The sequence below is a fragment of the Roseburia sp. AF15-21 genome, from assembly GCF_003479505.1.
GTDB lineage: Bacteria > Bacillota > Clostridia > Lachnospirales > Lachnospiraceae > Roseburia_C > Roseburia_C amylophila.
Map to the genome: position 1 here is coordinate 436702 of NZ_QUHG01000002.1, position 26360 is coordinate 463061.

The 26360-nt window shown below is 41.3% G+C and carries 30 protein-coding genes; 23 read left to right on the top strand and 7 right to left on the bottom strand.

The window, feature by feature from the left end; translation table 11 throughout:
* The first annotated feature begins 4 nt into the window (after positions 1-4).
* The gene (gene cysK, locus DWW33_RS05170) at positions 5-940 is read left to right on the top strand and encodes a cysteine synthase A (protein WP_117699075.1); all 936 of its coding nucleotides are present in this window, start codon (positions 5-7) and stop codon (positions 938-940) included.
* A gap of 78 nt (positions 941-1018) precedes the next feature.
* A complete protein-coding gene (locus tag DWW33_RS05175; protein ID WP_118638985.1) occupies positions 1019-3646 on the top strand; it encodes an ATP-binding protein in 2628 nt (875 codons plus the stop codon).
* A gap of 77 nt (positions 3647-3723) precedes the next feature.
* Here DWW33_RS05175 and DWW33_RS05180 read toward each other — a convergent pair whose 3' ends face one another.
* Positions 3724-4053: a winged helix-turn-helix transcriptional regulator gene (locus DWW33_RS05180; protein ID WP_118638986.1), complete on the bottom strand. Its 330-nt coding sequence runs from the start codon at positions 4051-4053 to the stop codon at positions 3724-3726.
* Positions 4054-4253: 200 nt separating this feature from the next.
* Between DWW33_RS05180 and acgA the strand changes: the two genes are divergently transcribed.
* From acgA to DWW33_RS05260, 16 genes are all read left to right on the top strand, one after another.
* Positions 4254-4499 (top strand): ACGX-repeat peptide, encoded by a 246-nt coding sequence (gene acgA, locus DWW33_RS05185; RefSeq protein WP_118638987.1) that lies wholly within the window; start codon positions 4254-4256, stop codon positions 4497-4499.
* Between the two features lie 29 nt (positions 4500-4528).
* Positions 4529-5590: a radical SAM/SPASM domain protein, ACGX system gene (acgM, locus tag DWW33_RS05190; RefSeq protein WP_118638988.1), complete on the top strand. Its 1062-nt coding sequence runs from the start codon at positions 4529-4531 to the stop codon at positions 5588-5590.
* Positions 5591-5633: 43 nt separating this feature from the next.
* Positions 5634-6248, top strand: coding sequence for a 4Fe-4S binding protein (locus DWW33_RS05195; RefSeq protein WP_118638989.1), 615 nt, complete (start codon positions 5634-5636; stop codon positions 6246-6248).
* 1 nt (position 6249) lies between these two features.
* Positions 6250-7032: a protein-ADP-ribose hydrolase gene (locus DWW33_RS05200; RefSeq protein ID WP_118638990.1), complete on the top strand. Its 783-nt coding sequence runs from the start codon at positions 6250-6252 to the stop codon at positions 7030-7032.
* A 28-nt stretch (positions 7033-7060) separates the two neighbouring features.
* Positions 7061-7990, top strand: coding sequence for an SIR2 family NAD-dependent protein deacylase (locus DWW33_RS05205; protein WP_118638991.1), 930 nt, complete (start codon positions 7061-7063; stop codon positions 7988-7990).
* 110 nt (positions 7991-8100) lie between these two features.
* Positions 8101-8367 carry a type II toxin-antitoxin system Phd/YefM family antitoxin gene (locus DWW33_RS05210; protein WP_117840895.1) on the top strand — a complete coding sequence of 89 codons (267 nt, stop codon included), beginning with the start codon at positions 8101-8103 and terminating at the stop codon, positions 8365-8367.
* A complete protein-coding gene (locus DWW33_RS05215) occupies positions 8360-8623 on the top strand; it encodes a Txe/YoeB family addiction module toxin (protein WP_118638992.1) in 264 nt (87 codons plus the stop codon). The genes DWW33_RS05210 and DWW33_RS05215 overlap by 8 nt, the downstream gene beginning before the upstream one ends.
* Before the next feature lie 219 nt (positions 8624-8842).
* Positions 8843-9943, top strand: coding sequence for a redox-regulated ATPase YchF (ychF, locus tag DWW33_RS05220; RefSeq protein WP_117840897.1), 1101 nt, complete (start codon positions 8843-8845; stop codon positions 9941-9943).
* A gap of 61 nt (positions 9944-10004) precedes the next feature.
* Positions 10005-10256: a YlmC/YmxH family sporulation protein gene (locus DWW33_RS05225; protein ID WP_022243141.1), complete on the top strand. Its 252-nt coding sequence runs from the start codon at positions 10005-10007 to the stop codon at positions 10254-10256.
* Positions 10257-10420: 164 nt separating this feature from the next.
* On the top strand, positions 10421-10873 hold the full coding sequence (gene nrdR / locus DWW33_RS05230; RefSeq protein WP_022243140.1) for a transcriptional regulator NrdR: 453 nt from the start codon (positions 10421-10423) through the stop codon (positions 10871-10873).
* A gap of 93 nt (positions 10874-10966) precedes the next feature.
* Positions 10967-11374, top strand: a complete 408-nt coding sequence (locus tag DWW33_RS05235) for a hypothetical protein (protein ID WP_118638993.1) — start codon at positions 10967-10969, stop codon at positions 11372-11374.
* Between the two features lie 162 nt (positions 11375-11536).
* Positions 11537-12082 (top strand): ribosome maturation factor RimM, encoded by a 546-nt coding sequence (rimM, locus tag DWW33_RS05240; RefSeq protein ID WP_022243138.1) that lies wholly within the window; start codon positions 11537-11539, stop codon positions 12080-12082.
* 8 nt (positions 12083-12090) lie between these two features.
* On the top strand, positions 12091-12837 hold the full coding sequence (gene trmD / locus DWW33_RS05245) for a tRNA (guanosine(37)-N1)-methyltransferase TrmD (protein ID WP_118638994.1): 747 nt from the start codon (positions 12091-12093) through the stop codon (positions 12835-12837).
* Between the two features lie 53 nt (positions 12838-12890).
* Positions 12891-13685, top strand: coding sequence for a hypothetical protein (locus DWW33_RS05250; protein ID WP_118638995.1), 795 nt, complete (start codon positions 12891-12893; stop codon positions 13683-13685).
* Between the two features lie 24 nt (positions 13686-13709).
* Positions 13710-15362, top strand: coding sequence for a putative manganese-dependent inorganic diphosphatase (locus tag DWW33_RS05255; protein ID WP_118638996.1), 1653 nt, complete (start codon positions 13710-13712; stop codon positions 15360-15362).
* 82 nt (positions 15363-15444) lie between these two features.
* Complete coding sequence (locus tag DWW33_RS05260; protein WP_118638997.1) at positions 15445-16044, top strand: flavin reductase family protein; 600 nt, start codon at positions 15445-15447, stop codon at positions 16042-16044.
* Positions 16045-16173: 129 nt separating this feature from the next.
* Here DWW33_RS05260 and DWW33_RS05265 read toward each other — a convergent pair whose 3' ends face one another.
* From DWW33_RS05265 to DWW33_RS05275, 3 genes are read right to left on the bottom strand one after another with little or no spacing between them, the layout of a single operon-like run.
* The gene (locus DWW33_RS05265; protein WP_022243133.1) at positions 16174-16689 is read right to left on the bottom strand and encodes a DUF4364 family protein; all 516 of its coding nucleotides are present in this window, start codon (positions 16687-16689) and stop codon (positions 16174-16176) included.
* 4 nt (positions 16690-16693) lie between these two features.
* Entirely contained in the window at positions 16694-17638 is a 945-nt protein-coding gene (locus DWW33_RS05270; RefSeq protein WP_118638998.1) for a TIGR01212 family radical SAM protein, read from the bottom strand.
* Positions 17638-18789 (bottom strand): NAD(P)-dependent malic enzyme, encoded by a 1152-nt coding sequence (locus DWW33_RS05275; RefSeq protein WP_022243131.1) that lies wholly within the window; start codon positions 18787-18789, stop codon positions 17638-17640. Before DWW33_RS05275 ends, DWW33_RS05270 begins: the two co-directional genes overlap by 1 nt.
* A 208-nt stretch (positions 18790-18997) precedes the next feature.
* On the opposite strand from DWW33_RS05275, the gene rho reads away from it, so the two are divergent.
* The 5 genes from rho to prfA all read left to right on the top strand — a co-directional run bounded on the left by rho (position 18998) and on the right by prfA (position 23731).
* Positions 18998-20476, top strand: a complete 1479-nt coding sequence (rho, locus tag DWW33_RS05280; protein WP_118638999.1) for a transcription termination factor Rho — start codon at positions 18998-19000, stop codon at positions 20474-20476.
* A 129-nt stretch (positions 20477-20605) separates the two neighbouring features.
* Positions 20606-20806, top strand: a complete 201-nt coding sequence (gene rpmE, locus DWW33_RS05285; RefSeq protein WP_022243129.1) for a 50S ribosomal protein L31 — start codon at positions 20606-20608, stop codon at positions 20804-20806.
* A gap of 80 nt (positions 20807-20886) precedes the next feature.
* Complete coding sequence (locus tag DWW33_RS05290; RefSeq protein WP_118056814.1) at positions 20887-21807, top strand: DUF1385 domain-containing protein; 921 nt, start codon at positions 20887-20889, stop codon at positions 21805-21807.
* 18 nt (positions 21808-21825) lie between these two features.
* On the top strand, positions 21826-22656 hold the full coding sequence (gene prmC / locus DWW33_RS05295) for a peptide chain release factor N(5)-glutamine methyltransferase (RefSeq protein WP_117699008.1): 831 nt from the start codon (positions 21826-21828) through the stop codon (positions 22654-22656).
* Position 22657: 1 nt separating this feature from the next.
* Complete coding sequence (prfA, locus tag DWW33_RS05300; RefSeq protein ID WP_022243126.1) at positions 22658-23731, top strand: peptide chain release factor 1; 1074 nt, start codon at positions 22658-22660, stop codon at positions 23729-23731.
* A gap of 477 nt (positions 23732-24208) precedes the next feature.
* Here the strand turns inward: prfA and DWW33_RS05305 are convergent, their stop codons facing one another.
* From DWW33_RS05305 to DWW33_RS05315, 3 genes are all read right to left on the bottom strand, one after another.
* Complete coding sequence (locus tag DWW33_RS05305; protein WP_117840906.1) at positions 24209-24652, bottom strand: GNAT family N-acetyltransferase; 444 nt, start codon at positions 24650-24652, stop codon at positions 24209-24211.
* 60 nt (positions 24653-24712) lie between these two features.
* On the bottom strand, positions 24713-25084 hold the full coding sequence (locus tag DWW33_RS05310; protein ID WP_243088537.1) for a hypothetical protein: 372 nt from the start codon (positions 25082-25084) through the stop codon (positions 24713-24715).
* Between the two features lie 51 nt (positions 25085-25135).
* The coding region (locus DWW33_RS05315; protein ID WP_243088539.1) for a recombinase family protein at positions 25136-26360 on the bottom strand (1225 nt) is incomplete at its 5' end.

Sequence of the window (26360 nt, forward strand, 5' to 3'; positions counted from 1 at the left end):
GTGTGTGAAAGGAATAGTGGACAGTGCTTCGGAACTGATTGGAAAGACGCCGATGCTCTATCTTCATAATTATATGAAAGAGGCAGGTGTAGAGGATGCGGCAATCATTGCCAAGCTGGAGTATTTTAATCCGGCAGGTTCGGTAAAAGACCGAGTGGCACTTGCCATGATTGAAGATGCAGAGAGAAAGGGAAAATTAAAGCCGGGAGCTACGATTATCGAGCCAACTTCCGGTAATACGGGAATCGGACTTGCTTCTGTGGCGGCTGCAAAAGGGTATCATGCAATTTTAACATTGCCGGAAACCATGACGGTAGAACGTCGGAATCTTCTGCAGGCGTATGGAGCGCATATTGTGCTGACCTCCGGGTATAAGGGAATGAAGGGTGCAATCGAAAAAGCAGAAGAACTTCATAAAGAGATTCCAGGTTCAATTATTTTAGGACAGTTTGAAAATCCGGCAAATCCAAAAGCCCATGAAGAAACCACAGGACCGGAAATCTGGGAACAGACAGAAGGCAGCGTTGATATTTTTGTGGCAGGAGTCGGAACAGGTGGAACCATAACCGGAGTTGGAAAATATCTGAAAAAGCAGAAGAAGTCCGTACACATTGTTGCAGTAGAACCTGCAACCAGTCCGGTTCTTTCACAGGGAAAAGTCGGACCTCATAAAATTCAGGGAATCGGTGCCGGATTTATTCCGGATACACTGGATACTTCTGTTTATGATGAGATTATTCCAATCAAAAATGATGATGCCTTTGAAGAAGGAAGAGCATTTGCCCGCAGCGAGGGAATTCTTGTGGGAATCAGTGCAGGAGCTGCATTAAAGGCAGCTGTTGAGCTGGCAAAAAGGAAAGAAAATAAAGGAAAGAACATTGTGGTGCTTCTTCCGGATTCCGGGGACCGCTATTTATCTACTCCTTTATTTGCAAAATAAAATCAGTGGAAAAGCATCAGGCATTCCGCTATAATATGGTAAAAGAGTCAAAAAGACTTTTACGAAAGGAAAAGAAGTATGTTCTATTTTCTTGTGTCGGTAAATATTATAGCGCTTATCCTGATGCTTTTTATGTTGGCAGTCTGCCTTCATAAAAAGCTCTCCAAAGCACAGCTTGCATTTATTATTTATGATATTTTTACCATGCTGTTTGTGGTGGGAGTTCATCTGGAACTGGTGCATTCGGATACCGTTGGTGAGGCACTTGCGGGGCTGTGTATCCAGTATGTGGGACAGGCAGGCTTTCTGATGGCATTTTTATGGTTTGCATCCGAATTTGGCAGATTAAAAATTCCAAAGTTTATTTATTTTATTCAGGCAGTAATTAATACAATTGTTTTGACAGGAGTATTTACGGCAGAATATCATCCATATTTTTATAAAACAATGCGGATATTGAAAGATGGCATATATCACCGGATTGAAGTTATACCCGGAATCATCTGGAAACTGCATTATATACATCTGGGAACGGTAATACTTGCGGTATTTATTTTGTGTATCATGCGTTACGGGGAGAGTTCACCGATTCATAAAAAGCGGATTATTTATATGATAGCAGGTGTGGGAACTTTTGCACTGGAATTAATCTTAAAGGGTCTGGGTGTATTTGGCAGTTATAATCCGGTAGTCATTGCCATGACAATTATGATGTTCTGCATGATGATGGCAATGATTCGTTATGGATATTTTGGCTCTCTGCAGGCTGCGGTGGATAATGCATTTAATCATGGAAAAGAAGGCCTGATTATCCTGGATGCAGAAAATAAAATTATTTCCGTCAATCAGCGTATGAAGGAACTTTTCCCGGAAATAAAGGTAGGAAGTGCCGCAAGCAGGCAAAAAGAAATCCTGCAGGCACTGACAAACCGGGAAAGGCTGTTGCATAAAAATGACCGCATCTATGAACTTCGTATGGAAGATATTGTGGAAAATGGTGAGAAGGATGGCTGCATGCTCTGGTTTATCGACCAGACAGAAAACTTGGAAATGATGCAGAGACTCCGTAGTGCGGATGAAGCGAAGACCAGATTTTTAATGAAAGTGAGCCATGAGCTGCGGACTCCGATGCATACGATACTTGGTATGAATGAAGTGATTTCAGAAGAAACATCAGAAGAAAAAATCCGTAGTTATACCAGAGAAATTGCATCTGCCGGTGACAGTATGGTTGCACTGATAGAAGAAGTGTTAGATGCTTCACGGTTAGAAAGTGGTACGCTTCAGATAAAGAAGGATGCATTTGCTTTAGAAGAGGTTATCAATGACGCAGCAGCCCAGATGAGACCACAGGCAGAGAAGAAATCTTTAAGCTTCCGGCTGCGGATGGAGGAACCATTATTAAAACCAGGAAAACATTTCTATGGAGACAAGGCACATATCCGTCAGATTATCATTAATCTTCTGGAAAATGCGTTGAAATACACAGATGAAGGCTTTGTGGAGCTGGGTGTAGAAAAAGCGGTGGAAAATGGAGATACCTTTTTAAAGATAACTGTGACTGACAGTGGAATCGGAATAGGAAAAGAAGAGCAGGATAAAATCTTTGAAATCTTTGAACGGGGCAATAATGCCAGAAACAGCAGAAAAGACGGAATCGGTCTCGGACTGGATATTGCAAGACAACTGGCAGAGGCTATGGGTGGAAGTCTCAGCCTGATTAGTGAAGTGACAAAGGGAAGTACCTTTACGGTTCGGATTCCGTGGGTAGAAGTATCGGAAAAACATCATTTTACAAAACAGAGTGCGAAAAGTATGAATGCGGATTACAGCAGCTTTACCATTCTTGCGGTAGATGATAATGAGCAGAATCTGATGGTATTAGAACATCTTTTACATAAGACAAAGGTTAAAATGGAAACCGTGATGGATGGAAATACTGCCGTTCAAAAATGTGAAGAGAAAACATATGATTTACTTCTTTTAGACCATATGATGCCAAAGCCGGATGGCATAGAGACGCTGCACCTCATCCGTGCAGATGAGAAAGGACGAAATCATTATACGCAGGCAGTGGCATTTACCGCTAATGCAACAGCTGGTGCAAAAGAACTGTACAAAAACGAAGGATTTGCAGAGTATATTACCAAACCGGTAAAACCGGGCACACTGGAGATTATGCTGCAGAAATATCTTAGGGATTATCTGCCGGAAGAAAATATGGTTTTCCAGGGAAACATGGATGATACAAAGGTAACAAAGCTAAGAGGCTTATTACATTATCTTGAGAAGAATGGAATTGCAGCAGAAGAAGGCTTATCCTATGCGGATGGAGATGAACAGTTCTATAAAGAATTGTTAGGCATCTTTGTAAAAGAAAAAGAGAAGAAGCAGCATCATTTAGAGAAAGCGTTCCAATCTCTTAAGGTAAATCATGTAGTAACAATGAAAGAAGCTGCAACTATCATAGATTCAGAAGCTGCAACAGATATAGAAATGATGAACAAATTATGGAAAACATTCGTAACCCAGTCCCATGGATTAAAGGGTGAAGCCTGGGGCATCGGAGCCAGAACGCTTGGAGATTTCTTTTACCAGCTGGAGTGTGCCGGAAAAGAAAAAAACATCGAAAAGATAGAGCATTTTTATCCGAAAGCCATGGAAGAGTGGCAGCAGGTAGTAGATGCTATTCAAAGAGTATTATAAGAAAAGCACGTCGCTTGAAATACAAAATGGGTGAAGCCCAAAAGTGTATTTTAACGGCGTGCTTTTTCTTATCTATTTCAGTAAAGAAAGGTCGCTTTATAATTGTCTCCCCATTCCTGCATGGCAGTAAGAATCGGACGCATGGATTCGCCGAGGTCACTGAGTGCATATTCTACACGCGGCGGAACTTCCGGGTAAACAGTTCTTGTAATAATTCCATCCTCTTCCATGGCACGTAAGCTGTCTGTTAAAACCTTCTGGCTGATTCCTTCCAAATTCTTTTTCAATTCATTAAATCTCCAGGGTCTTTCTAAAAGATTTCTTATAATTAATAGTTTCCATTTGCTGCCGATTAACTGGACCGTGGTAGCAACCGGACATTCCGGTAATTCGTCTTTTGTCAACATCTGTATTCCCTCCATTTGTTCAAATTGTGATATTAGATTCAAAAATAATGTAACATATAAATCTGCATGTGTATAGTGGTTACAAAAAGGTGCCTATGTAATAAAAAAGTGCGTACTTTTTTAGTGGAAAAACTCTTGCTATGATAAGTCTGCAACAAGGAAATTGCCGAAAAATAAAAGAATCAGAGGAGGAAACAAAAATGGCATTATCAAATCTTTTTGGATGGAACAACAAAGTGTACGCAAAGACAAGTACAGCGTGTGGAACAGCCTGCGGAGCAGCAGACAAACCAGAGGAGAAACCGGCAGCGTGCGGAACAGCCTGCGGAGCAGCAGACAAATCAGAGGAGAAACCGGCAGCGTGCGGAACAGCTTGTGGTGCAGCAGACAAACCGGAGCAGAAACCGGCAGCATGCGGAACAGCTTGTGGTGCATCTGACAAATAAGAAAGATTAGGAAAGAAGGGCAGGATAGGATGAGTCAGTATTTTTCGTTTCAATGGCATATTACAGATGAGTGTGACCAGCGTTGTAAACATTGTTATATTTTTTCGGGAGACGGATGCAGGGAATTAGAAAGCATGACATTCGACCAGATGCGTGAAGTGGTAGGAAATTGCGAAGACTTCTGCAAGGTTTATAACCGGGTACCATATTTTTATATCACCGGAGGAGATCCTATCCTTCACCCGGATTTCTGGAAGCTGCTGGTATTGCTGAAAAGCAAAAATATTCCATTTACATTAATGGGAAATCCTTTTCATTTAAATGATGAAATCTGCAGAATGTTAAAGGTGTGCGGCTGCGAGAAATACCAGATGTCTTTGGATGGAATGCAAAAGACACACGACTGGTTCCGCAAACCGGGCAGCTTTGACTTGACACTGGAAAAGGTTGGCTGCCTTAACCGGGCAGGAATCAAAAGTATTATTATGAGCACCGTATCAAAGACTAATTTAAAGGAAATTCCGGATATTATTGATGCGGTAGTAAAAGCGAAAGTTAAGGTATATGCATTTTCCCGCTATGTCTCAACTGGCGGAGAGGTAGACAGCAATCTGACTCCACAGGAGTATAGAGATTTACTGGAAATCTGTGATGCGAAATATAAAGCATATGAGGCGGCGGGATGTGAGACCTATTTTAATAGAAAAGACCATCTGTGGACATTATACGAATATGAAAACGGTCAGTTCAAATTGCCACAGAATGCAGTGGACGGAATGATTTATGGAGGCTGCAACTGTGGAAACTGTCATATTACAATATCTTCAAACGGAGATGTGATGGCATGCAGAAGAGTGATGGACAGCAAGGTGGCAAATATATTCGAAGACCGGCTGGCAGATGTCTGGCTCTGCCAGATGGAGAAATACCGGGACTATGATAAATTTGTAAAATGCAGTAAATGCGAACTGAAAGCATGGTGCAGAGGCTGTCCGGCTGTTGCAAACGGAGCGGCCGGAAATTTCTATGGAGCAGATCCACAGTGCTGGAAGACAAGAAATGAGATTACCGGGGAGGTGCTATCATGTTAATGGATATCATCAAATCGTGATAATAAAATAGAGGTGACAGAAAATGGATTTGGCAACATGTTTAAAGAAAATGCAGTTAGTAGGTGTGCTGGCATTTGCAACGGTGGATACAGATGGAGCACCACAGATTCGAAATATCAGTGCGATACATTATGAAGAAGATGCAATTTACTTTTTTTCAGCAAGAGGGAAAAATTTCTGCAGGGAGCTTCAACAGGATGGCAGAGTGCAGATTCTTTGTTATACCAGATATAAGGAAATGATTCGGATGTCCGGAAAAGCTTATGCAGTGGCGGAGAGCGAACAGGAAAAATTGCGGGATATTATTTTTGAAGAACAGCCTTATCTTGGCAATGTATATCCGGGCGATACCAGAAATATCGGAATTGTTTTCTGCATCGACAGAGCAGAAATAGAATATTTTAATCTGGGTGTTAATCCCATATTCCGGGAGACATATCAATTGGGAAATGCTGGAATAGAAGAAAAGGGATATTACATAACGGATGCCTGCATCGGATGTGGTACCTGTCAGAGCAGTTGTCCGCAACGCTGTATCACAGAAGGCGAGCCATTTACAATACAGCAGAATCATTGCTTGCACTGCGGAAGCTGTTATGAAAATTGTCCGGTGCAGGCAATTGAAAGAAGAGGATAGCATGAATCAGTCAGAGAGAAGACGTTATTTAATCGAAAGATTGTTAGAAGAGCGGAAGGGATATTGGAAAGAAGATAAGACTATGCAGATTCCAGCCGGAAAAGAAGAACAGAAAACACTGCTCCGGTCACTGATGAATGTCAGAATGCCATCTGCTATAGATGAAGAGTTTTTGCACATACAGGATGCTTATTTGCAGCAGGTAAATGCCGAAAAGGGAATCGTGACATTTTCTGAAATGGAAGAATTAGAGCCGGAGCTTTATCTTTACAAGGGAGACATTACGAGACTTAAGGTGGGTGCCATTGTAAATGCTGCCAACAGCGGAATGACAGGCTGTTACCAGCCCGGCCATAACTGCATTGACAACTGTATCCATACTTATGCGGGAGTCCAGCTGCGGTTAGCATGTGCGAAGCTGATGCAAAGACAGGGACATGAAGAACCAACCGGTCAGGCGAAGCTTACATCTGCCTATAATCTTCCCTGTGAATATGTGATTCACACCGTAGGACCGATTGTAAGTGGCAGGCTTACAAAGAAACATGAGGAACTCCTTTCTTCCTGTTATCAGTCCTGTCTGGAAGCGGCCGATGAAAAGATCTTAGAGTCCATGGCTTTCTGCTGCATTTCTACCGGTGTATTTATGTTTCCAAATGAGCGGGCGGCTGAGATTGCAGTGGAAACGGTGAAAGCATATAAAAAGAGAACCGGAAGCCGGATAAAAGTAGTCTTTAATGTTTTTAAGGATTATGATGAAGCGTTTTACAGAAACCTGTTGTAAGTGAGAAAAATTAAGTTAAGGAGTACACATGAAAATAACGTTTGAAAACTTCCTTTGCGGAATACCGGCAAGGGATTATATCACTCAGGATATTCCATATCAGGAACAGATAAATGAAGCTGGAAAGATGTTAAAGGATGCCGATTATGTTCTGATTGGTGCGGGAGCCGGAATGAGCACGGCAGCAGGCACACAGTATGGAGGCAGCTTTTTTGAAGAAAATTTTGGAGAATTCCAGAAAAAGTATGGAAAAGGGCCCTATATGCAGGATATGTATTCGGCAGGTTTTTATCCGTATCCGGATGAAGAAAGCTATTGGGGCTACTGGTCGAAGCAGGCACTGCTCGGTGGCATGGAGCTTGATGTGACACCACTTCATAAGTGTTTATTAGAGGCTCTTTCTGATAAAAATATATTTGTATTAAGCACCAATGCAGATGGGCAGTTTGTGAAAGCCGGGCTGCCGGAAGAGAAAATATTCTGTACCCAGGGAGACTATTTTCATATTCAGTGCAGGCGGGGCTGCCATAATAAGATTTATGATGCAAGAAAGCTTTTTTCCCAGATGAATCAGGCGAGAAAAGACTGTAAGATTCCATCCTACATGGTACCGAAATGTCCGGTCTGTGGCGGACCAATGGATATGAATCTAAGAAAAGACGGATATTTCGTTCAGGATGAGGCATGGTATCATGCGGAAAAACTTTTCTCGGAATATCTTAGCGAAGCGGTGCATAAGAAACTTGTATTATTGGAACTTGGTGTTGGATTTAATACGCCGACCATCATCCGTTTCCCATTTGAAAAACTGGTGCGGGAGCATAAAAATATAAGTCTGATAAGATTAAACCTTGGCGCAGCGGTCGTGCCGGAAAATTTTGGAAAACGGGCAGTGGGCATTGATGCGGACATGGCAGAAAGCATCCGGGATATTGCTGGCTGTTGTAAATCAGAATGATTTATACGATCTTTCCATAAAATAAAAAGATAGAGGTACTTGACGTACAGAAAACTGTACAATATAATAAAAGTACAGAAAACTGTACATTGCTTTATGGAGGTGGTCTTATGCTAGCGGTTAATTATACAAATTTACGAGATAATATGAAAACATATATGGATAAAGTTACAGATGATTACGAAACAATGATTGTAACACGAAAGGACAATAAAAATGTTGTAATGTTATCAGAGGAAGCCTATAACAATTTAATGGAAAATGTCTATGTAATGGGTAATAAAGCAAATTATGACTGGTTAATGGAATCAAAAGAACAGCTTGAGAAGGGCAATTATTCTGTTCGGAATCTTGCGGAGGTATCTGTGGATGAATAAAGTTTTCACCGATAACGGATGGAGAGATTATGTATATTGGCAGACAGAAGACCGTAAGACATTAAAGAAAATAAATAGTCTGATAGAGGATATATGCAGAAATGGAAATGAAGGTATCGGGAAGCCAGAACCATTAACAGGAAATTTGACTGGATTTTGGAGTAGAAGAATAAATGATAAAGACAGGCTTATATATAAGATAGATGATGAAAACGTATATATTTTAGCTTGCAGATATCATTATAGTGATATGTAAAACAAATCAATAGATGGAAACTCTGAACTTTAAATTTTGATGGTTTCAAAATAATAAGACTTATGATATAATAATAGGCTGTATTAAGCTCCTTTTGCCAACATGGCAGAAAAGACTTTGATACAGCTTAAAAATTTGCATGAAAAATTATTTAGTAAAATAACATAGAAAGGCGAAAACCCTGATAACTTAAGGATTTTCGAACAGGTAAAAGATAAAATGAAACTTGGAATCGTAGGTTTACCAAACGTAGGAAAAAGTACATTATTTAATTCACTGACCAAAGCAGGCGCAGAATCAGCCAATTATCCGTTTTGTACCATTGACCCGAATGTGGGAATCGTAACCGTACCGGATAACCGTCTGAAAGTGTTAGGCGAGATGTATCATTCCAAGAAAGTAACACCGGCAGTCATTGAATTTGTAGATATTGCAGGACTTGTAAAAGGAGCCAGCAAAGGAGAGGGACTTGGAAACCAGTTCCTTGCCAATATTCGTGAAGTAGATGCCATCGTTCATGTTGTACGTTGTTTTGAAGATACCAATGTAGTCCATGTAGACGGAAGCATTGACCCGGTTCGTGATATTGAGACCATTAATTTAGAGCTTATCTTTTCTGATATTGAAATCTTGGAAAGAAGAATTGCAAAAGTTACCAAGCAGGCAAGAATGGACAAGACACTTGCAAAAGAAGAGGCACTTTTGAAATCCTTAAAGGCACATCTGGAAGAAGGAAAGATGGCAAAGACTTATCCGTTGAGTGATGATGAGGACGAGCAGGCATGGTTTGCATCTTATAATTTATTAACTGCAAAACCGGTTATCTATGCAGCAAATGTAAGTGAGGATGACCTTGCAGATGATGGCGCAGACAATCCACATGTTGCAAGAGTAAGAGAACAGGCAGCCGCAGAAAACAGTGAAGTATTTGTTATCTGCGCACAGATTGAACAGGAAATTGCGGAATTAGATGATGATGAAAAAGCAATGTTCTTAGAGGACCTTGGATTAAAAGAATCCGGTCTTGAGAAACTGATTGCAGCAAGTTATAAATTGTTAGGACTTATCAGCTACCTTACATCAGGAGAAGATGAGACAAGAGCATGGACTATTACCAAGGGAACCAAGGCACCGCAGGCGGCAGGAAAGATTCATACCGACTTCGAGCGTGGATTTATACGTGCAGAGGTGGTATCCTATGACCATCTGATTGAGTGTGGAAGCATGACAGCAGCAAAAGAAAAGGGACTGGTAAGATTGGAAGGAAAAGATTACGTTGTTCAGGATGGAGATATTATTTTATTCCGTTTCAACGTATAAGGAACCTTTTGAAAAATCCGGCATAGTATAAATAGAAGAAAAGGCACAGTGGGGCAGGCACATGATACGCTATTGTGAATTGTGTGAAAAGCAGGTGATTAATATTGCAGACTGTTGCTGCCTGGGAAATGTGGTGGATTTGGAACTGGATGAGTGCAATGGAAGAATCTGTGCACTGGTTGTAGCTGCGCCGGGAAAATTTTTCTGTATTTTTTGTCCGGCATGCGAATATATTATTCCATGGAAACGTGTTGTGCGGATTGGACCGGATATTATTCTGGTAGATGTCTGTGTAGAAGATGTGAAAAGTTAGTTGACATAAGAATACGAGAAAGTTATACTAAAAATAGTACGACCAATATTTGTAAAAGCTGATATCAGCAGTTCTTTATGAACATTTGGTGATGGAAAAACGGTATTATTTACGCAAAATTCAAAAAGCGTGTTTTGCGTAGTTTTTAGAATAGGAGAAAAAAGATGAAGTGCCCATTTTGCAGCAGTGAAAATACCAGAGTAATTGATTCGAGACCGGCAGATGACAATAACTCCATTCGCCGGAGAAGATTATGCGATGATTGTGGAAAACGTTTCACAACTTATGAAAAAGTTGAGACAATTCCATTGATTGTAATAAAAAAAGATAACTGCAGAGAGCAGTATGACCGTTCCAAGATTGAAGCAGGTGTACTTCGTGCCTGCCATAAGAGACCGGTATCCGTGGAGCAGATAACCAGACTGGTTGATGAAGTGGAGACAGAGATTTTTAATCGGGAAGAAAAGGAAATCCCAAGTACCGTAATTGGTGAGATTCTGATGGATAAGATTAAAGATTTAGATGCAGTGGCGTATGTTCGTTTTGCATCTGTATATCGTGAATTTAAGGATGTAAATACCTTTATGAATGAGTTAAAGAAAATGCTGGATAAATAAAAGAAAATCTTTTAGGAGAAAAGGGTTAATTTTTGTTGAATTTATCCGATAAAATTAGTAGCAGATAATTATGATGTGAGGAACGTGATCGTTATGAATATTTCAGGAATTCGTCCCAATGCGGGATTTTACGATTACAACAGCATACAGAATATCCGGAATGCAGTAGAAGATACACCGGTTGTTAAGGCGGTAGCAGATGCCGGTGCATCTGAACAGCAGCAGAAGGATACCTTAGAGACTCCGGTACGAAGAGAACAGGATTTTGGGGCAGCAGATTATGCAGCACAGTACCAGCCGGATCGTACCTACGAGATGAAAGGTTCTGAAAGTGATATACATAGTCTGGATGTTGAGAAGGCATTATCCGATATGCACAAAGATCAGGTACTGCAGCAGTATCAGTTCTTTGTGGGAGAGAACATTGAACAGAGCGGAATCCGGCAGATTACTGCAACGGATACTGCAAAAGTGCGAAATGTAGAAAACTTTAATTTATAAGAGCAATTTTGATTATAAAAAAGTAAGAGACCGTTAGAAGGTAAGATTCCTAAGAATTCTTAAGAATCTTACCTTTTTTACTTGCGGCAGTTATGCTTCTTTTGTATAATTAAATTCAGGCTTGCCTGAAGAACGGGAAGTATGAGAGAAAGAGGATAGGATATGAAGAAAGTGCAGGAAGACTGGAAGGAAGAAATGCTGCAGGTAGGAGTACTTACCAATACACATGGTGTGCGTGGCGAAGTGAAGGTATATCCGACAACAGATGATGTCATGCGTTTTAAAAAGCTGAAGCAGGTATTTTTGGATACTGGAAAGGAACCGATGGAGCTTCAGGTTACACAGGCGCGCTTCTTTAAAAATCTGGTAATATTAAAATTCAAAGAATTTGATAATATAAATGATGTAGAGAAGTATAAGAGCAGAGGGCTATATGTAACAAGGGAAAATGCTGTAAAGCTGGCTCCGAATGAGTATTTCGTGGCTGATTTGATTGGCTTAAAGGCAGTCGGAGATGACGGAGAAGATTTAGGTGAAGTAAAGGATGTACTTCAGACCGGTGCAAATGACATTTATGTATTACATAAAGATGGGGAAGATGATATTTTACTTCCGGCAATTAAGGATTGTGTAAAAAATGTCAATATAGAGGAAGGCACCATTACGGTACACCTTTTAAATGGGCTTCGTGATATTAATAAGAAGTAGGTAGCAAAATGAATTTTCATATATTAACATTATTTCCGGATATGGTAGAACAGGGACTGAATACCAGTATCATCGGAAGAGCAGTTGGCAAAGGCCTTTTAAATATAGAAACAATTAACATCCGGGATTATACATTAGACCGTCATAAAAAAGTAGATGATTATCCGTATGGTGGCGGAGCCGGGATGGTAATGCAGGCACAGCCGATTTATGATGCGTGGCAGGCAGTGGCGCAGAAGATTGGAAGAAAGCCAAGAACAGTATATCTTACACCTCAGGGCAATACGTTTCAGCAGGAAATGGCAAAGGATTATGCGAAGGAAGAAGACCTGGTACTGCTTTGTGGGCATTATGAGGGCATCGATGAACGTGTGTTAGAAGAAATTGTGACGGATTATGTGTCGATTGGAGATTATGTGCTGACAGGAGGAGAACTTCCGGCAATGGTCATGGTGGATGCGATATCCCGTATGGTGCCTGGCGTACTGGCAAATGATGAATCCGGAACCACAGAATCCTTTGAAGGAAATTTATTGGAATATCCGCAGTATAGCAGACCGGAAGACTGGATGGGAAAGAAAGTTCCAGCTATTTTACTTTCCGGAGACCATGCAAAGGTAGAAGCATGGAGGAGAGAACAATCCATTAAAAGAACCATGGAACGAAGACCGGATTTGCTGGCAGATGCAGATTTGACAGCAAAGGAGAAAGCAATGGTTGAGCATTTGCTGGACAAATCACAGGGTAAATGCTAGAATGTGTCTAGCAGTAATAGGAATGGAAGAGATTCCGCAGGAGGAAGACGGTAGTGAAAAGCTTTTTTGATGTGCTGAAAACGATGTTTTGCCGTAAAAATGCGAAGAGTTATGGGACGCCGGATCGAAGCAGAAAAGAGCCGGTGACACAGCAGAAGGTACAGATAAGAAATACAGAGACCAGAAAGGCAGCCCCTTCGTTAAAAGAAAACGAACAGCATAACAGGTCAGAGAGGACAAACAGTAAGGTGGATAAAGGAATGGATAAGGAAGATTTCTTATTAAAGCAGATTGATGAATTCCGTGAGAAAGCAAAACAGCTTCAGGCTTTGCTTGTTACAAAAGAAGACAAAGTGCAGGAATTACAGAATATCGTAGATGAAAGAGAAGAAAAAGCAAAAGAACTGCAGCATGTTTTAAATGCACGTAAATCAGAAGCAGATGTTCTTCTTACCGGAGTACACGGTCAGATGGAAGAAATGATTAACCGTGTAGAAGAAAAATTGAATGCACTGTCTGAAAAGATTGCAGCAGACGTAAGTGATTCCACAGGAAGAACCGCAGAACAGACTGCACAGATGCAGGCATCTTTACAGGAAATTTCCCAGCAGTTAGACAGCATGAAACTGGAACTGGCTGAGAAAATACATACCGAAGATGTAAAGTGCTACCGCAATATGCAGGACTTAATCAAAGAGCTTACCGTTAAGTTAGAGGAAAATGATACTTTAGAGAAGAGCTTGAATACCGTAAAAGGTTATGCAAAATGCTTAACCTGGTTTTCTGTTATCAATTTTGTAGTATTGGTGGCATTTATTCTTTATTCTCTTGGAGTATTTAATTTTTAAGCAGTAGTTAAAACGAGGAATTATATGACACAGGGAAAGAGAAAGACATGGGTAATTGGACATAAGAATCCGGACACAGATTCTATTTGTGCGGCGATTGCCTATGCAGATTTAAAAAATCAAACAGAGGACGGTATTTTTATACCGAAAAGAGCAGGACATATGAACGAAGAGACGAAGTATGTCCTAAAATTTTTTGATGTGCCGGAACCGGAACTGGTAACAGATGTCGGTGCACAGATTAAGGATATTGAATATCGTAGAACGGAGGGCGTCAGCAGTCACATTTCCATTAAACGGGCATGGGAGCTGATGAAGAATTTAGATGTCGTGTCATTGCCGATTACTGACAATGAGAACAATCTGCAGGGAATGGTTGTTACCAGTGATATTGCAAAATCCTATATGGATGTATTGGACAACCGGATTCTTGCAACTGCCCGGACGCAGTATAAGAATATTGTTGAAACTTTAAATGGAACTCTTGTAACAGGAAATGAGCATGGTTACTTCATAAAAGGTAAGGTTGTTGTTGCGGCTACCACACCGGATATGATGGAGCAGTATATTGAAGATGACGATATGGTTATCTTAGGAGACCGTTATGAATCACAGTTCTGTGCATTGGAAATGAATGCAAGCTGTGTGATTGTCTGTTCCGGAGCGAAGATTACAAAGACCATTGTGCAGCTTGCAGAAGAGAAAGACTGTATGCTTATCAGCACACCATATGACACATTTACCGTGGCGCGTTTGATTAATCAGAGTATGCCGATTAAATATATTATGAAAAAGGAGCATCTGATTACATTCGAATTAGAGGATTATGTGGATGATGTGAAAGAGACTATGTCTAAAGTGCGTCATCGTGATTTTCCGGTACTGGATGAGAATGGAAAATATGTCGGTATGTTTTCCAGACGAAATCTTTTAAATTTACAGAAAAAACAGGTGATCCTTGTTGACCATAATGAAAAATCCCAGGCAGTAGATGGAATCGAAGATGCAGAAATCTTAGAAATTATTGACCATCACCGACTGGGCAGCCTTGAGACGATTGCTCCGGTATTTTTCCGGAACCAGCCATTGGGCTGTACTTCAACGATTATTTATCAGATGTATCAGGAAAAGGGAACAATCATTGATAAAAAGACAGCCGGAATTCTTTTGGCAGCAATTATTTCAGATACCTTGATGTTCCGTTCACCAACCTGTACACAGATGGACCGGGCAGCAGCAGAAGCGCTGGCGAAGATTGCAGAAGTAGATATTGAAGAGCTGGCCAAGAAGATGTTTGAAGCCGGCAGTGATTTTAAGAAAAAGACAACAGAAGAACTGTTTTATCAGGATTTTAAAACCTTCCATACCGATGAATTTGATTTTGGTGTAGCACAGCTTAGTGCCATGAGTGACGTGCAGCTTGGCATGGCGAAGAAGAAGCTGCAGCCATATCTGGAAATTGCATTGGGAGAGCAGAAACTGGATGCCGTATTTGTGATGCTGACGGACATTCTGGATGAGAATTCGGAAGTAATCTATGCCGGAGCACAGGCAGGCAGCCTTTTAAAGGAGTGCTTTGGAGAGCCGGATGAATCAGGCAGCTTTTACTTAAAGGGAGTAGTATCCCGTAAGAAACAGATGATTCCAACATTAATGGCAGGATTGCAGCAAGCGTAAATGCTTACGGCAGGATGATAGCAGGTATAAATGCCCATATCAGAGACAGAAAAAAGATAACAACTTATACAGGAGAATTGAAATGGCGAAAGAAACATGGAAGCCGGGTAATATGTTATATCCGGTTCCAGCAGTGATGGTAAGCTGCCAGAGACCGACAGAAAAACCGAATATTATTACGGTAGCGTGGGCAGGGACGGTATGTACGAATCCGCCAATGCTTTCCATATCTGTCCGCCCGGAACGATATTCCAATGGAATAATCGCGGAAACCGGCGAATTTGTTGTAAATCTTGTGACAAAGGATCTGGTCTGTGCCACAGATTATTGTGGCGTAAAATCCGGCCGTGACGTTGACAAGTTTGATGCCATGCATCTGACACCACTGAACCTTCCGCAGGTATCGGCACCGGGAATTGCAGAAAGTCCGGTAAACATTGCCTGCAAGGTAAGCCAGATATTACATCTTGGAAGCCATGATATGTTTCTGGCAGATGTAGTAGGCGTTACCGTTGATGATTCCTATATGAATGAAAAAGGTAAATTCGAACTGAATCAGAGCGGGCTGGTGACTTATTCCCATGGAGAATATTTTCTGCTGGGTAAGAAGCTTGGAAGCTTTGGTTACAGCGTAAAGAAGCAGAAGCCTTCAAAGAATGGCAGAAAGAAGAAAGCGAAGTAAAAGAGCGAAATAAAAAAGAATAAAATAAAAAGAACAAAATAACTGAAAATATAAGAAATTATAGAAAGCGGAACAGAGAGAAAAATCTTCTCGTTGTTCCGCTTTTTGAATAACATTTATTTTAGATATTTATTTTAAAAGTAAATCCATCAGACAGGCAAATACATCATCTGCCTGATTCTGCCAGTTGGTGCAGATGGCTTCCGCCTGTTCCTTTGTCTGGACAGTTAAAGTAAAATCAAGGCGGGTACGGCCTTTTTCCCGGAGCTGGCATCGCACACCGTATTCCTGTTCCGGTGTTTTGTAATAATCGGATAGATATGCATTTTCTGTTTTAATGGCAAGCTTATTTGCCTGAAAATAAGCAGCAATATCTTCTTCAATAGAAGGGGATATTTTGTCATGAAAAAAATGCAGCGTTTCTTTTCCTGCAGGAGTAATGATATACCGTGTACTGTTGTGGGTGTTTTCCGTACGGACAAGCCCGGAATCCATCAGGTCATGAATGACCTGCTGAATCGTAAAGTAGTCGGTATATTCCCTGTCTAAAAAGAAATCTGAAATCTGCGCATTGGACAATGGAAAATCAATATGTTCAAGCATGTGCAGAATAATTAATTTATATAAAGTAGCTGGTTCAGCCATAAAATCACCTCTTAGTTGCTAAGCGTCCCTGGTAAGTATTCCGCTCTTTTAAGCGGCGGTGAATCTGATTTAAAACAGTCCGTTTTCCGGTGCTCCACATCGGCGCAATCAGTAAATCCTTCGGACCATCGCCGGTAATCCGGTGAATCACCATTTCCGGCGGCAGAAGCTCCAGACAGTCAATAATCATTTCACAGTATTCATCCATGGAAAATACCGGAAAATGCGTCTTTTCGTAATAAGCGGCTAAATCGGTGCCGGATAATACATGAAGCAGCTGTAGTTTGATTCCCCAAACCGGGAGATTTGCAATTGCCTGAACGGAAGCAGACATCATTTCTCTGGTTTCGTGGGGCAGTCCTAAAATCAGATGAACAATCACCTTGATAGAAAGGGCGTGAAGGGCGAAGAGACTCTTTTGAAAAGTCTCATAAGTAAAGCCGCTTCGTGTAAACACTCTGGTGTCATCATGGATTGTCTGTAAACCAAGTTCCACCCAGACGGTTTTCTTTTCATTGATTTCGGCAAGCAGTAAAAGAATCTCAGGCTGCAGACAGTCAGGTCTTGTGGCAATGGAAATAATAACCACATCCGGGTCATTTACTGCCTGCATATAAAGATCCCGCAGGTGTTCCACAGAACCATAAGTATTCGTGAATGCCTGAAAATATGCAATGAATTTGTTACATTTTCTTTTTGCTCTCAGAATCCTTTTTTCAGTTTCTAATTGCTCTGTGATAGAAAGTGTGGGAGAGGCGGCGAAATCTCCGGAACCACCGGCAGAGCAGAAAATACAGCCTCTGGTATCTAAGCGTCCGTCACGGTTGGGACAACTGAGTCCGGCATTTAATGCAATCCGGTATACCTTTTCGTGATATGTATTTTTTAAATAGTAGTCCAGAGAGTGGTAGCGCTTCTCCCCCCACAGTGTAATCGTGCCGTTTTTCATTAGCGGATGTGTGATTTGACCGCCTGGCTTACCACTTCGGCAACACGCGGGTCAAATGCTTCCGGCATAATAAAGTCTTCATTTAATTCTTCATCAGATACTAACCCTGCAATTGCTTTTGCAGCAGCAAGCTTCATTTCTTCTGTAATCTGGGAAGCGTGTCCTTCTAAAGCACCTTTGAAGATTCCCGGGAAAGCAACAACGTTGTTTACCTGATTCGGGAAATCACTTCTTCCGGTTCCGACCACTTTAGCACCTGCAGCTTTGGCAAGGTCTGGCATGATTTCCGGAGTAGGATTTGCCATGGCAAAAAGAATGGCATCTTTATTCATGGATGCAACCATTTCCTGAGTCACGATATTTGGTGCGGAAACACCAACGAAGATATCAGCACCCTTTAATGCATCGGCAAGGGTACCGGATTCATTGGAAAGGTTGGTAACTTCGGTCATTTTCTTCTGCATCCAGTTTAAGTCAGGATAATCTTTGCCGATGATTCCCATGCGGTCACACATAATAACATTTTTAAAGCCGTAAGTCAGTAACAGTTTGGTGATGGCAACACCGGCAGAACCGGCACCATTTACAACAACGCGGCAGTTTTCTTTTTCTTTTCCGGTTACTTTTAATGCGTTGATGATTCCGGCAAGAACAACAATAGCAGTACCATGCTGGTCGTCATGGAAGACCGGAATATCAAGCATTTCCTTTAAACGCTCTTCAATTTCAAAACAACGTGGAGCGGAAATATCCTCTAAGTTGATGCCGCCGAATCCCGGAGCAATATTTTTAACAGTTTTTATAATTTCTTCGGTATCCTGTGTGTCAAGGCAGATTGGAACAGCGTTGACATTTCCGAATTCTTTAAACAGTACACATTTTCCTTCCATAACCGGCATGGCTGCGTACGGTCCGATGTTTCCAAGACCAAGAACAGCACTTCCGTCTGATACAACGGCAACGGTGTTGGCTTTCATGGTATAAGTATAAGCTTCTTCTTTATTTTCTGCGATGATACGGCAAGGTGCCGCAACACCAGGTGTGTATGCGATAGATAAATCTTCCCGGGTCTTTACCGGTGTCTTGGAGATGGTTTCTAATTTTCCATTCCATTTTTTATGCATTTCAATTGCTTTTTCGTTGGTATCCATAGTTCGTCTCCTTTTCTTAGCCATTGATTACTTCCGTCTAGTATCATATCATTAAAAAATTTTTAAAGCAAGAAAAAGGACTTCCTATTTGAAAGAAACTGTTGTATAATACGAAAAGACGAATCTTACGTTCCAATTATTTTTATTTCAAAAAGAAATCCCAATTATTTAGCAGATAATCAAATAAGCAAGAGGTAAGGAGAATAGAATGAGAGAGAAGTATGAAAGTCTTTCTGCGGCAGTGCTGCGTGAACTGGCGAAAGCAAGGGGAATGAAAGGAATTTCTACCTTAAAGAAAGCTGAGTTAGTAGAAGCGATGCTGGCGGAAGATGAAAAGGAAGCAAAGGTGCAGGAAGCAAAGAAAGAAGCAGAAGGCACAACAGAAACTACGGAGCAGGTAGCAGAAACCAGAACCTATCGCGCAGAACGTCCGCACCGGGAAAATGCAGCGAGGGGACATGAGGGCGAGATGCGTCGAAGCACAGTAAGACATACACCGGATGAGCATATTCCGGAAAAGGATGAAACTGAGCGTGTGGCAGAAGAAAACAAGGACTTAGACAGCGGTGTGAAGGCACATGGAATTCTTGAAGTTATGCCGGATGGATTCGGATTTATCCGTTGTGAAAATTATCTGCCGGGAGAGCATGATGTCTATGTTTCTCCATCCCAGATTCGTAAGTTCAATCTGAAAACCGGAGATATTGTGACCGGAAATACCAGAATTAAGACACAGGCTGAGAAATTCTCTGCATTATTATACATTACTTCCATTAATGACCTGCATCCGTCGGAGGCTGTAAAGCGGAAGAATTTTGAAGATTTAACTCCGATTTTCCCGGATGAGAGAATCCGGCTTGAGACAAGCCACAGTGCAATGGCAATGCGAATTGTAGATTTAGTATCTCCGATTGGTAAGGGACAGCGTGGAATGATTGTTTCCCCGCCAAAAGCAGGTAAGACTACATTATTAAAAGGTGTGGCGCAGGCAGTAAAACAGAATAATCCGGAGATGCATCTGATTATCTTATTAATTGATGAGCGGCCGGAGGAAGTTACCGATATTAAGGAAGCAATTGAAGGACCGAATGTAGAAGTTATTTATTCTACCTTTGACGAATTGCCGGAGCATCATAAGAGAGTATCCGAGATGGTAATTGAGAGAGCAAAACGTCTGGTAGAACATAAGAAGGATGTTATGATTCTCTTAGACAGTATTACAAGACTTGCAAGAGCATATAACCTTACAGTTCCGCCAAGCGGAAGAACCTTATCCGGTGGTCTTGACCCGGCAGCCCTCCATATGCCGAAGCGTTTCTTTGGTGCAGCACGTAATATGCGTGAGGGCGGAAGCCTTACAATCCTTGCAACAGCACTGGTAGATACCGGAAGCAAGATGGATGATGTTGTTTACGAGGAATTTAAGGGAACCGGTAACATGGAACTGGTGCTTGACCGTAAGTTATCTGAGAAACGTGTATTCCCTGCAATTGACATTGTAAAATCCGGTACAAGAAGAGAAGACCTCTTACTGACACAGGAAGAGCAGGAGGCTGTATTTATTATGCGTAAGGCAATCAATGGCATGCGTACCGATGAAGCGGTTGAGAGCATCTTAAATATGTTTGTCCGGACGAAAAACAACCGGGAATATATCCAGACTGTAAAAAAGACAAAATTTGTTTAAAAACACTTGCATAACAGCTTTTCCTATGCTACAATGAATAAGCTGTTTATTCGGAAACTAAACAGTATCGCACTTAAATTAGACAAATGTCGTAATTGCGAAGCAATTCATATATGAGAGGTGAGAGACATGAGAGAAGGAATCCATCCAGATTATTATCAGGCAACAGTTACATGTAACTGTGGTAACACATTCGTAACTGGTTCAACCAAAGAGGATATTCACGTTGAAATTTGTTCCAAATGCCATCCATTCTATACTGGACAGCAGAAAGCTAACCAGGCTCGTGGACGTATTGAGCAGTTCAATAAGAAATACGGCATGAAATAGAAATTGCACAATGTGACTGAAAGATAAGGTTGAGGTTTCTAATCTCAACCTTTTTTTAGAAACAGGAAGAGAGGTCACACATGAAATATTCGGGAATCGGTGGACAGGCAGTTTTAGAAGGCGTAATGATGAAAAATAAGGAAAAGTACGCCGTGGCAGTCCGGAAGCCGGATGGAGAGATTACCGTTGATACCAAAGAGTATTATGGACTGATTAAAAACAAGACATTGCGGAACATTCCGATTTTACGTGGAGTGTTAAGTTTTGTGGAGTCTTTGACGCTTGGAATATCAACGCTTACATATTCCGCATCGTTCTTTGAAGAGGATGAGGAAGATACCAAAGCAAAAAAGAAAGAATTATCAAAAGAGGCAGCAGCAAAAAAAGAAAAAGCAGAAATGGGTATTACTGTTGCATTTTCCTTTGTACTTGCCATTGGAATCTTTATGATTCTGCCATATTATCTTTCTTTGATTTTTCAGAAATTTATTACATCCCATGTGGCACTGGCGCTGATTGAAGGTATCATCCGAATGATGATTTTTTTGGCATATATTGCTTCAATTTCCTTAATGAAGGATATCCAGCGTGTATTCATGTATCACGGAGCAGAGCACAAATGCATTAACTGCATTGAACATGGAATGGAGCTGAATGTAGAAAACGTGAGAAAGAGTTCCAGACTGCATAAGCGGTGTGGTACAAGTTTTCTCCTGTTTGTAATGATTATCAGTATTATTTTCTTTGCATTTATTGATGTAAAGAGCCGGATTTTGAAGGTAGTGCTTCGTTTGCTGCTGATACCGGTGATTGCTGGTGTGTCATATGAATTTATCCGGCTTGCCGGAAAAAGTGATAATCCGGTAGTGAATTTCTTAAGTAAACCTGGATTGTGGCTGCAGAGGCTTACAACAAGAGAACCGGATGATTCTATGATTGAGGTTGGTATTGCTTCCGTGGAAGCAGTATTTGACTGGAAAAAATATTTGAGCGAAATGTAAAAGAAAAGGGCGTAATATATGACTTATAGAGAGGCAGTGGAATTTGGTACAAAGTGTCTTACAGATGCAGGAGTGCCGGATGCCGCACTGGATGCATGGTATCTTTTACAGATGGTATGCAGGATTGAACGCAGTTACTACTACGTTCACGGGGAAGAAGATATTACACAGGATGCTCAGAAAGAATATGAGATTGCAGTACAGAAACGTGCCGAGCATATTCCGTTACAGTATATTATTGGAGAACAGGAATTTATGGGGCTTCGATTCAAAGTAAATTCCAATGTTCTGATACCGCGGCAGGATACCGAGACTTTAGTGGAGCAGGTATTGAAGATTGTAAAGCCGGGGATGAAAGTATTAGACCTTTGTACAGGGTCTGGTTGTGTATTAATCAGTGTGTTGAAAAATGCACCGGAACTTACCGGTGTTGGAAGTGATATTTCGAAAACTGCATTGCTGGTAGCGAAAGAAAATGCAAAGATGCATGAAGTGGATGCGGACTGGATACGCAGTGATTTATTTGATAATATTACCGAGACTTTTGATGTAATCATGGCGAATCCGCCTTATATACCGACAGGAGAGATTCTGTCACTGATGCCGGAGGTGCGGGATTTTGAGCCGGAAAACGCATTGGATGGCGGAGCGGATGGTCTTGATTTTTATCGGAAGATTGCCGGACAGGTAAAGGATTATTTGAATCCTGGCGGATATGTTTACATGGAAATTGGTTATGACCAGGGAGAAGCAGTCTCTGAGCTGATGCGTAACGCAGGATTTACAGAAGTTGAAGTAATCAAAGACCTTGCACGAAATGATCGTGTGGTAAAAGGGAAAGGAAATTAAAATGTTTGATCGTTTAGAGGATTTATTGATTCGTTATGAAGAGTTGATGAGTGAGTTAAGTGAACCGGATGTGGCAAATAATCCGGAGCGTTTTCGTAAGCTGATGAAGGAGCAGAGTGATCTGACACCTATCGTGGAAGCTTATAAAGAATATAAACAGTGCAAGCAGAATATTGAAGATTCTCTTGCAATGCTGGACGAAGAGACAGATGAAGAAATGAAAGAACTTGCCAAAGAGGAATTAAATGATTCCAAGGCAAGAGTAGAAGAATTAGAGCAGAAACTGAAAATTCTTCTTCTTCCAAAGGATCCGAATGATGATAAGAATGTCATTGTGGAAATCCGTGCCGGTGCCGGCGGAGATGAGGCAGCTTTGTTTGCAGCTGAGATTTACCGTATGTATGTCCATTATGCAGAGAGCAGACGCTGGAAAGTTGAGACGATGGAATGCGAAGAAATCGGAATCGGTGGAATGAAGAGTGTTACTTTCATGATTACCGGACAGGGTGCTTACTCTGTTATGAAATATGAATCTGGTGTACATCGTGTACAGCGTGTACCTGAGACAGAGTCCGGTGGACGTATCCATACTTCTACTATTACAGTAGCAGTAATGCCGGAAGCAGAAGAAGTAGATGTCCAGATTGATGAAAAGGATATCCGAATCGACGTTATGCGTGCATCCGGAAACGGTGGACAGTGTGTCAATACTACAGACTCTGCAGTACGTCTGACCCATTATCCAACCGGAATTGTAATCTACAGCCAGACGGAGAAGTCACAGCTGCAGAATAAAGAGAAAGCATTTGCACTTTTACGTGCTAAATTATACGACATAGAATGCCAGAAGGCGCATGATGCAGAAGCAGAAGCCAGAAGAAGCCAGATTGGTACTGGTGACCGTTCGGAGAAGATTCGTACTTATAACTTCCCACAGGGACGTGTAACCGACCACAGAATCAATCTTACGCTCTATAAACTGGATAAAATCATGAATGGTGACATCCAGGAAATCTTAGATGCTCTGATTGCAGCAGACCAGGCAGCAAAATTGGCGAAGATGAATGAGAATTAATATGAATTAGTAAGAATCAAGAAAAGCGGTCTTTTGGTTAGGTCAAAGGATTGCTTTTTTCTTGCTTTACAGGAAATTGCTTTCCTGTAAAGTAAAAAACGCTTCGCGAGGATGCGCACTGCGGCGTATAAGGTAGATGTCGCAAGCGACCGCCGCAGGTGCGAGAATGTGCCAAGGTACATTCTTTGTTGTGGGTATTAGGATACTTTGGAGAGTCAAGTATTAGAGTCTATAAGAAAAACAAGAATGGAAGAGTAAATAGAAATCTCCCTTTTTACAAAAGTGTGTCTGATGCATACTAACTCATAATTATACGAAACACCACTCTTTTATTCATTTTTCTATTCACTTCTTACTAATGGGTATTCATTTTTACTTTAAGTTGTCGTGCAATTTATTAGAATGGAATTTTTGAAAGAGCCAGCATCTTGAATGGGCTGACTCTTTCAATGTCACCTGTAATTGACAAACTGGAAGTTATAAACATCTTTGCAAATATACCATATCTATTAACTGTACACCACACTCATAAATTGGGTGGTCATAATTGTCCGTAAAGAAATTCGGAATATTGTGAGATCGGACAAATCCGCATTTTTCATAAAACGGTACGGTCAACGGGCTGTCACCTGTTCCAACCTGCAAAATAGAATATTCATCTGAATATTTACTTACAAGGAAGTCAATCAATGCTTTCCCATAGCCCTGTCCTTGATTCTGAGGATCAACTGCAATATTTTTAATTTCAAGTATTCCATTATCTTCATCAGTAACGACACATTCAGCTTTTACATTACCATCTTCAAGTACATACATAGTACCTTTTTCAAGATAGTGATCAATCATATTTTCCTGCTCATCAGCTAATAACAATAATGCTATAAATTGCTTTTTATTCTCATTCACTTCTCGGATTTTCATATCTATTACTCCGTCAAACTAGAATTTTACGGTCTATCAGACTTTTTATTTACAGTTGTACTATCGTTTCATTTTTCGTCTTGCCTTAATCTTTCCTAAAAGTCCAGAAAGATACATTGCAAGGACTATTAACATACCACAATCTAACCCAAGACCTGCACTTGCTACTCTTTCATAGACACTTCCAGGTGTATCTAGTCCTGTAAATTCAATAATCACAAACGCAATCGTTCCTATTATTGCAATAACCGTAAGTACAAATAACTTTCCTTTAATTTTTTGATTAATTGTCTCTGTATAATCAGATAATTTCAATACTGTTTCTTTTATTTCTTCATTCATATTCTCGCTTTTTCTTTCTCCATCAATGATTTCAGGTATACTAACATCATAAAAATCAGCCAATTCAGCCAACAAACTAATATCAGGCATATTAGAACCCGTTTCCCTTAATTAAAGATATTGTTGGGTAAAAAAGAAAGGTCAGTCGATTTTGCCAATGAAGCGGTAGTAGATTTCTACTTCCTGCTCACGGCTTCCGTCCTCGCCCTTGACAGCTTCGTGGACGGTTATTTTTTCAATTAGAGTGTTCAGAAGTTCGGCGGTCAGCTCCACAGGGTTGACATACTGTTTCATCAGGGCAATCCACTTTTCAGCGTCCGCTGCGGTCTGTACGGCGGCTTCCATCGTTTCGTGAAGCTGCCTTATTTTTGTTTCAAGCTCCTTTTGCTCGTTCTGGTACTTCTCGGACAGCATATTGAAGTTATACTCGGTTATGCGTCCGGCAGACCAGTCCTCATACATTTTAGCAAACAGCCCGTCAACCTCGGCTTTACGCTTCTCTGCCTTTTTCAGCTCCGCAGCCTGCTTTTTCTTCGCAGAGTTTCTTTCCCTGTCGCTGGCATTGAGCAGCCGTTTCAGCAGCTTGTCCTCGTCTTTCTGTACCATCATAGACCAGTATTGCAGTCTTGCAAGCACATAGGCATACAGTACATCATAGCGGATATAGTGCATGGAACACTGGCGTAATCCCTGTCCGTACTTACTGCAATGGTAGTGTGCATAGGGATTTTTGTTCTGGCTGTTTACACCATAAGCCAATGACCATCCGCAGTCCGCACATTTTACCAGCCCGGAAAATATCTGCGTTGTGCCATTCTTCTGTCGCCTGCGTCTGCTTGCAATCAGCTCCTGAACTTTTTGGAACACTTCTTCGGAAATGATGGCTTCGTGGGTATTTTCCACACGATACCATTCTTCCTGCGGCTTCCGCACCTTTTTCTTGTTCTTGAATGAAATGTTGCTCTGCTTGTTGTGAACGCTGTGACCGATGTAGGTTTCCTCTTTCAAAATGCTCTTGACCTGTGCAATCGTCCACGCATAGGCTTTTTCTGCGGGCGCACCGGCGTAGATATTGGCGAAAGTCCCGTATCTTTCATAGTTCAGCCAGCCGGGGGTAGGTACTTTCTCCTCCACCAGAATCCGTGTAATGCTGGCGGCTCCACGCCCGTGTACGGCAAGGTCAAAAATCTTCTCTACAATCCAGCGCGTTTCCGGGTCGATCAGAAGATGACCTTTTTTGTCCGGGTCTTTTACATAGCCCAGTGGTGCATAGGCTCCATAGTGTGCGCCATTGGCAAATCTTGTGTGCATGGCAGCCTTGACCTTTTTGCTGGTCTGTCGGGCGTGCATTTCATTCAGGATGTTT

What these genes read in the sequence shown, in the direction of transcription:
- DWW33_RS05175 (WP_118638985.1), top strand. Translation starts at nt 1,019, where the DNA reads ATGTTCTATTTTCTTGTGTCGGTAAATATTATAGCGCTTATCCTGATG.
- DWW33_RS05180 (WP_118638986.1), bottom strand. Translation starts at nt 4,053, where the DNA reads ATGTTGACAAAAGACGAATTACCGGAATGTCCGGTTGCTACCACGGTC.
- acgA (WP_118638987.1), top strand. Translation starts at nt 4,254, where the DNA reads ATGGCATTATCAAATCTTTTTGGATGGAACAACAAAGTGTACGCAAAG.
- acgM (WP_118638988.1), top strand. Translation starts at nt 4,529, where the DNA reads ATGAGTCAGTATTTTTCGTTTCAATGGCATATTACAGATGAGTGTGAC.
- DWW33_RS05195 (WP_118638989.1), top strand. Translation starts at nt 5,634, where the DNA reads ATGGATTTGGCAACATGTTTAAAGAAAATGCAGTTAGTAGGTGTGCTG.
- DWW33_RS05200 (WP_118638990.1), top strand. Translation starts at nt 6,250, where the DNA reads ATGAATCAGTCAGAGAGAAGACGTTATTTAATCGAAAGATTGTTAGAA.
- DWW33_RS05205 (WP_118638991.1), top strand. Translation starts at nt 7,061, where the DNA reads ATGAAAATAACGTTTGAAAACTTCCTTTGCGGAATACCGGCAAGGGAT.
- DWW33_RS05210 (WP_117840895.1), top strand. Translation starts at nt 8,101, where the DNA reads ATGCTAGCGGTTAATTATACAAATTTACGAGATAATATGAAAACATAT.
- DWW33_RS05215 (WP_118638992.1), top strand. Translation starts at nt 8,360, where the DNA reads ATGAATAAAGTTTTCACCGATAACGGATGGAGAGATTATGTATATTGG.
- ychF (WP_117840897.1), top strand. Translation starts at nt 8,843, where the DNA reads ATGAAACTTGGAATCGTAGGTTTACCAAACGTAGGAAAAAGTACATTA.
- DWW33_RS05225 (WP_022243141.1), top strand. Translation starts at nt 10,005, where the DNA reads ATGATACGCTATTGTGAATTGTGTGAAAAGCAGGTGATTAATATTGCA.
- nrdR (WP_022243140.1), top strand. Translation starts at nt 10,421, where the DNA reads ATGAAGTGCCCATTTTGCAGCAGTGAAAATACCAGAGTAATTGATTCG.
- DWW33_RS05235 (WP_118638993.1), top strand. Translation starts at nt 10,967, where the DNA reads ATGAATATTTCAGGAATTCGTCCCAATGCGGGATTTTACGATTACAAC.
- rimM (WP_022243138.1), top strand. Translation starts at nt 11,537, where the DNA reads ATGAAGAAAGTGCAGGAAGACTGGAAGGAAGAAATGCTGCAGGTAGGA.
- trmD (WP_118638994.1), top strand. Translation starts at nt 12,091, where the DNA reads ATGAATTTTCATATATTAACATTATTTCCGGATATGGTAGAACAGGGA.
- DWW33_RS05255 (WP_118638996.1), top strand. Translation starts at nt 13,710, where the DNA reads ATGACACAGGGAAAGAGAAAGACATGGGTAATTGGACATAAGAATCCG.
- DWW33_RS05260 (WP_118638997.1), top strand. Translation starts at nt 15,445, where the DNA reads ATGGCGAAAGAAACATGGAAGCCGGGTAATATGTTATATCCGGTTCCA.
- DWW33_RS05265 (WP_022243133.1), bottom strand. Translation starts at nt 16,689, where the DNA reads ATGGCTGAACCAGCTACTTTATATAAATTAATTATTCTGCACATGCTT.
- DWW33_RS05270 (WP_118638998.1), bottom strand. Translation starts at nt 17,638, where the DNA reads ATGAAAAACGGCACGATTACACTGTGGGGGGAGAAGCGCTACCACTCT.
- DWW33_RS05275 (WP_022243131.1), bottom strand. Translation starts at nt 18,789, where the DNA reads ATGGATACCAACGAAAAAGCAATTGAAATGCATAAAAAATGGAATGGA.
- rho (WP_118638999.1), top strand. Translation starts at nt 18,998, where the DNA reads ATGAGAGAGAAGTATGAAAGTCTTTCTGCGGCAGTGCTGCGTGAACTG.
- rpmE (WP_022243129.1), top strand. Translation starts at nt 20,606, where the DNA reads ATGAGAGAAGGAATCCATCCAGATTATTATCAGGCAACAGTTACATGT.
- DWW33_RS05290 (WP_118056814.1), top strand. Translation starts at nt 20,887, where the DNA reads ATGAAATATTCGGGAATCGGTGGACAGGCAGTTTTAGAAGGCGTAATG.
- prmC (WP_117699008.1), top strand. Translation starts at nt 21,826, where the DNA reads ATGACTTATAGAGAGGCAGTGGAATTTGGTACAAAGTGTCTTACAGAT.
- prfA (WP_022243126.1), top strand. Translation starts at nt 22,658, where the DNA reads ATGTTTGATCGTTTAGAGGATTTATTGATTCGTTATGAAGAGTTGATG.
- DWW33_RS05305 (WP_117840906.1), bottom strand. Translation starts at nt 24,652, where the DNA reads ATGAAAATCCGAGAAGTGAATGAGAATAAAAAGCAATTTATAGCATTA.
- DWW33_RS05310 (WP_243088537.1), bottom strand. Translation starts at nt 25,084, where the DNA reads ATGCCTGATATTAGTTTGTTGGCTGAATTGGCTGATTTTTATGATGTT.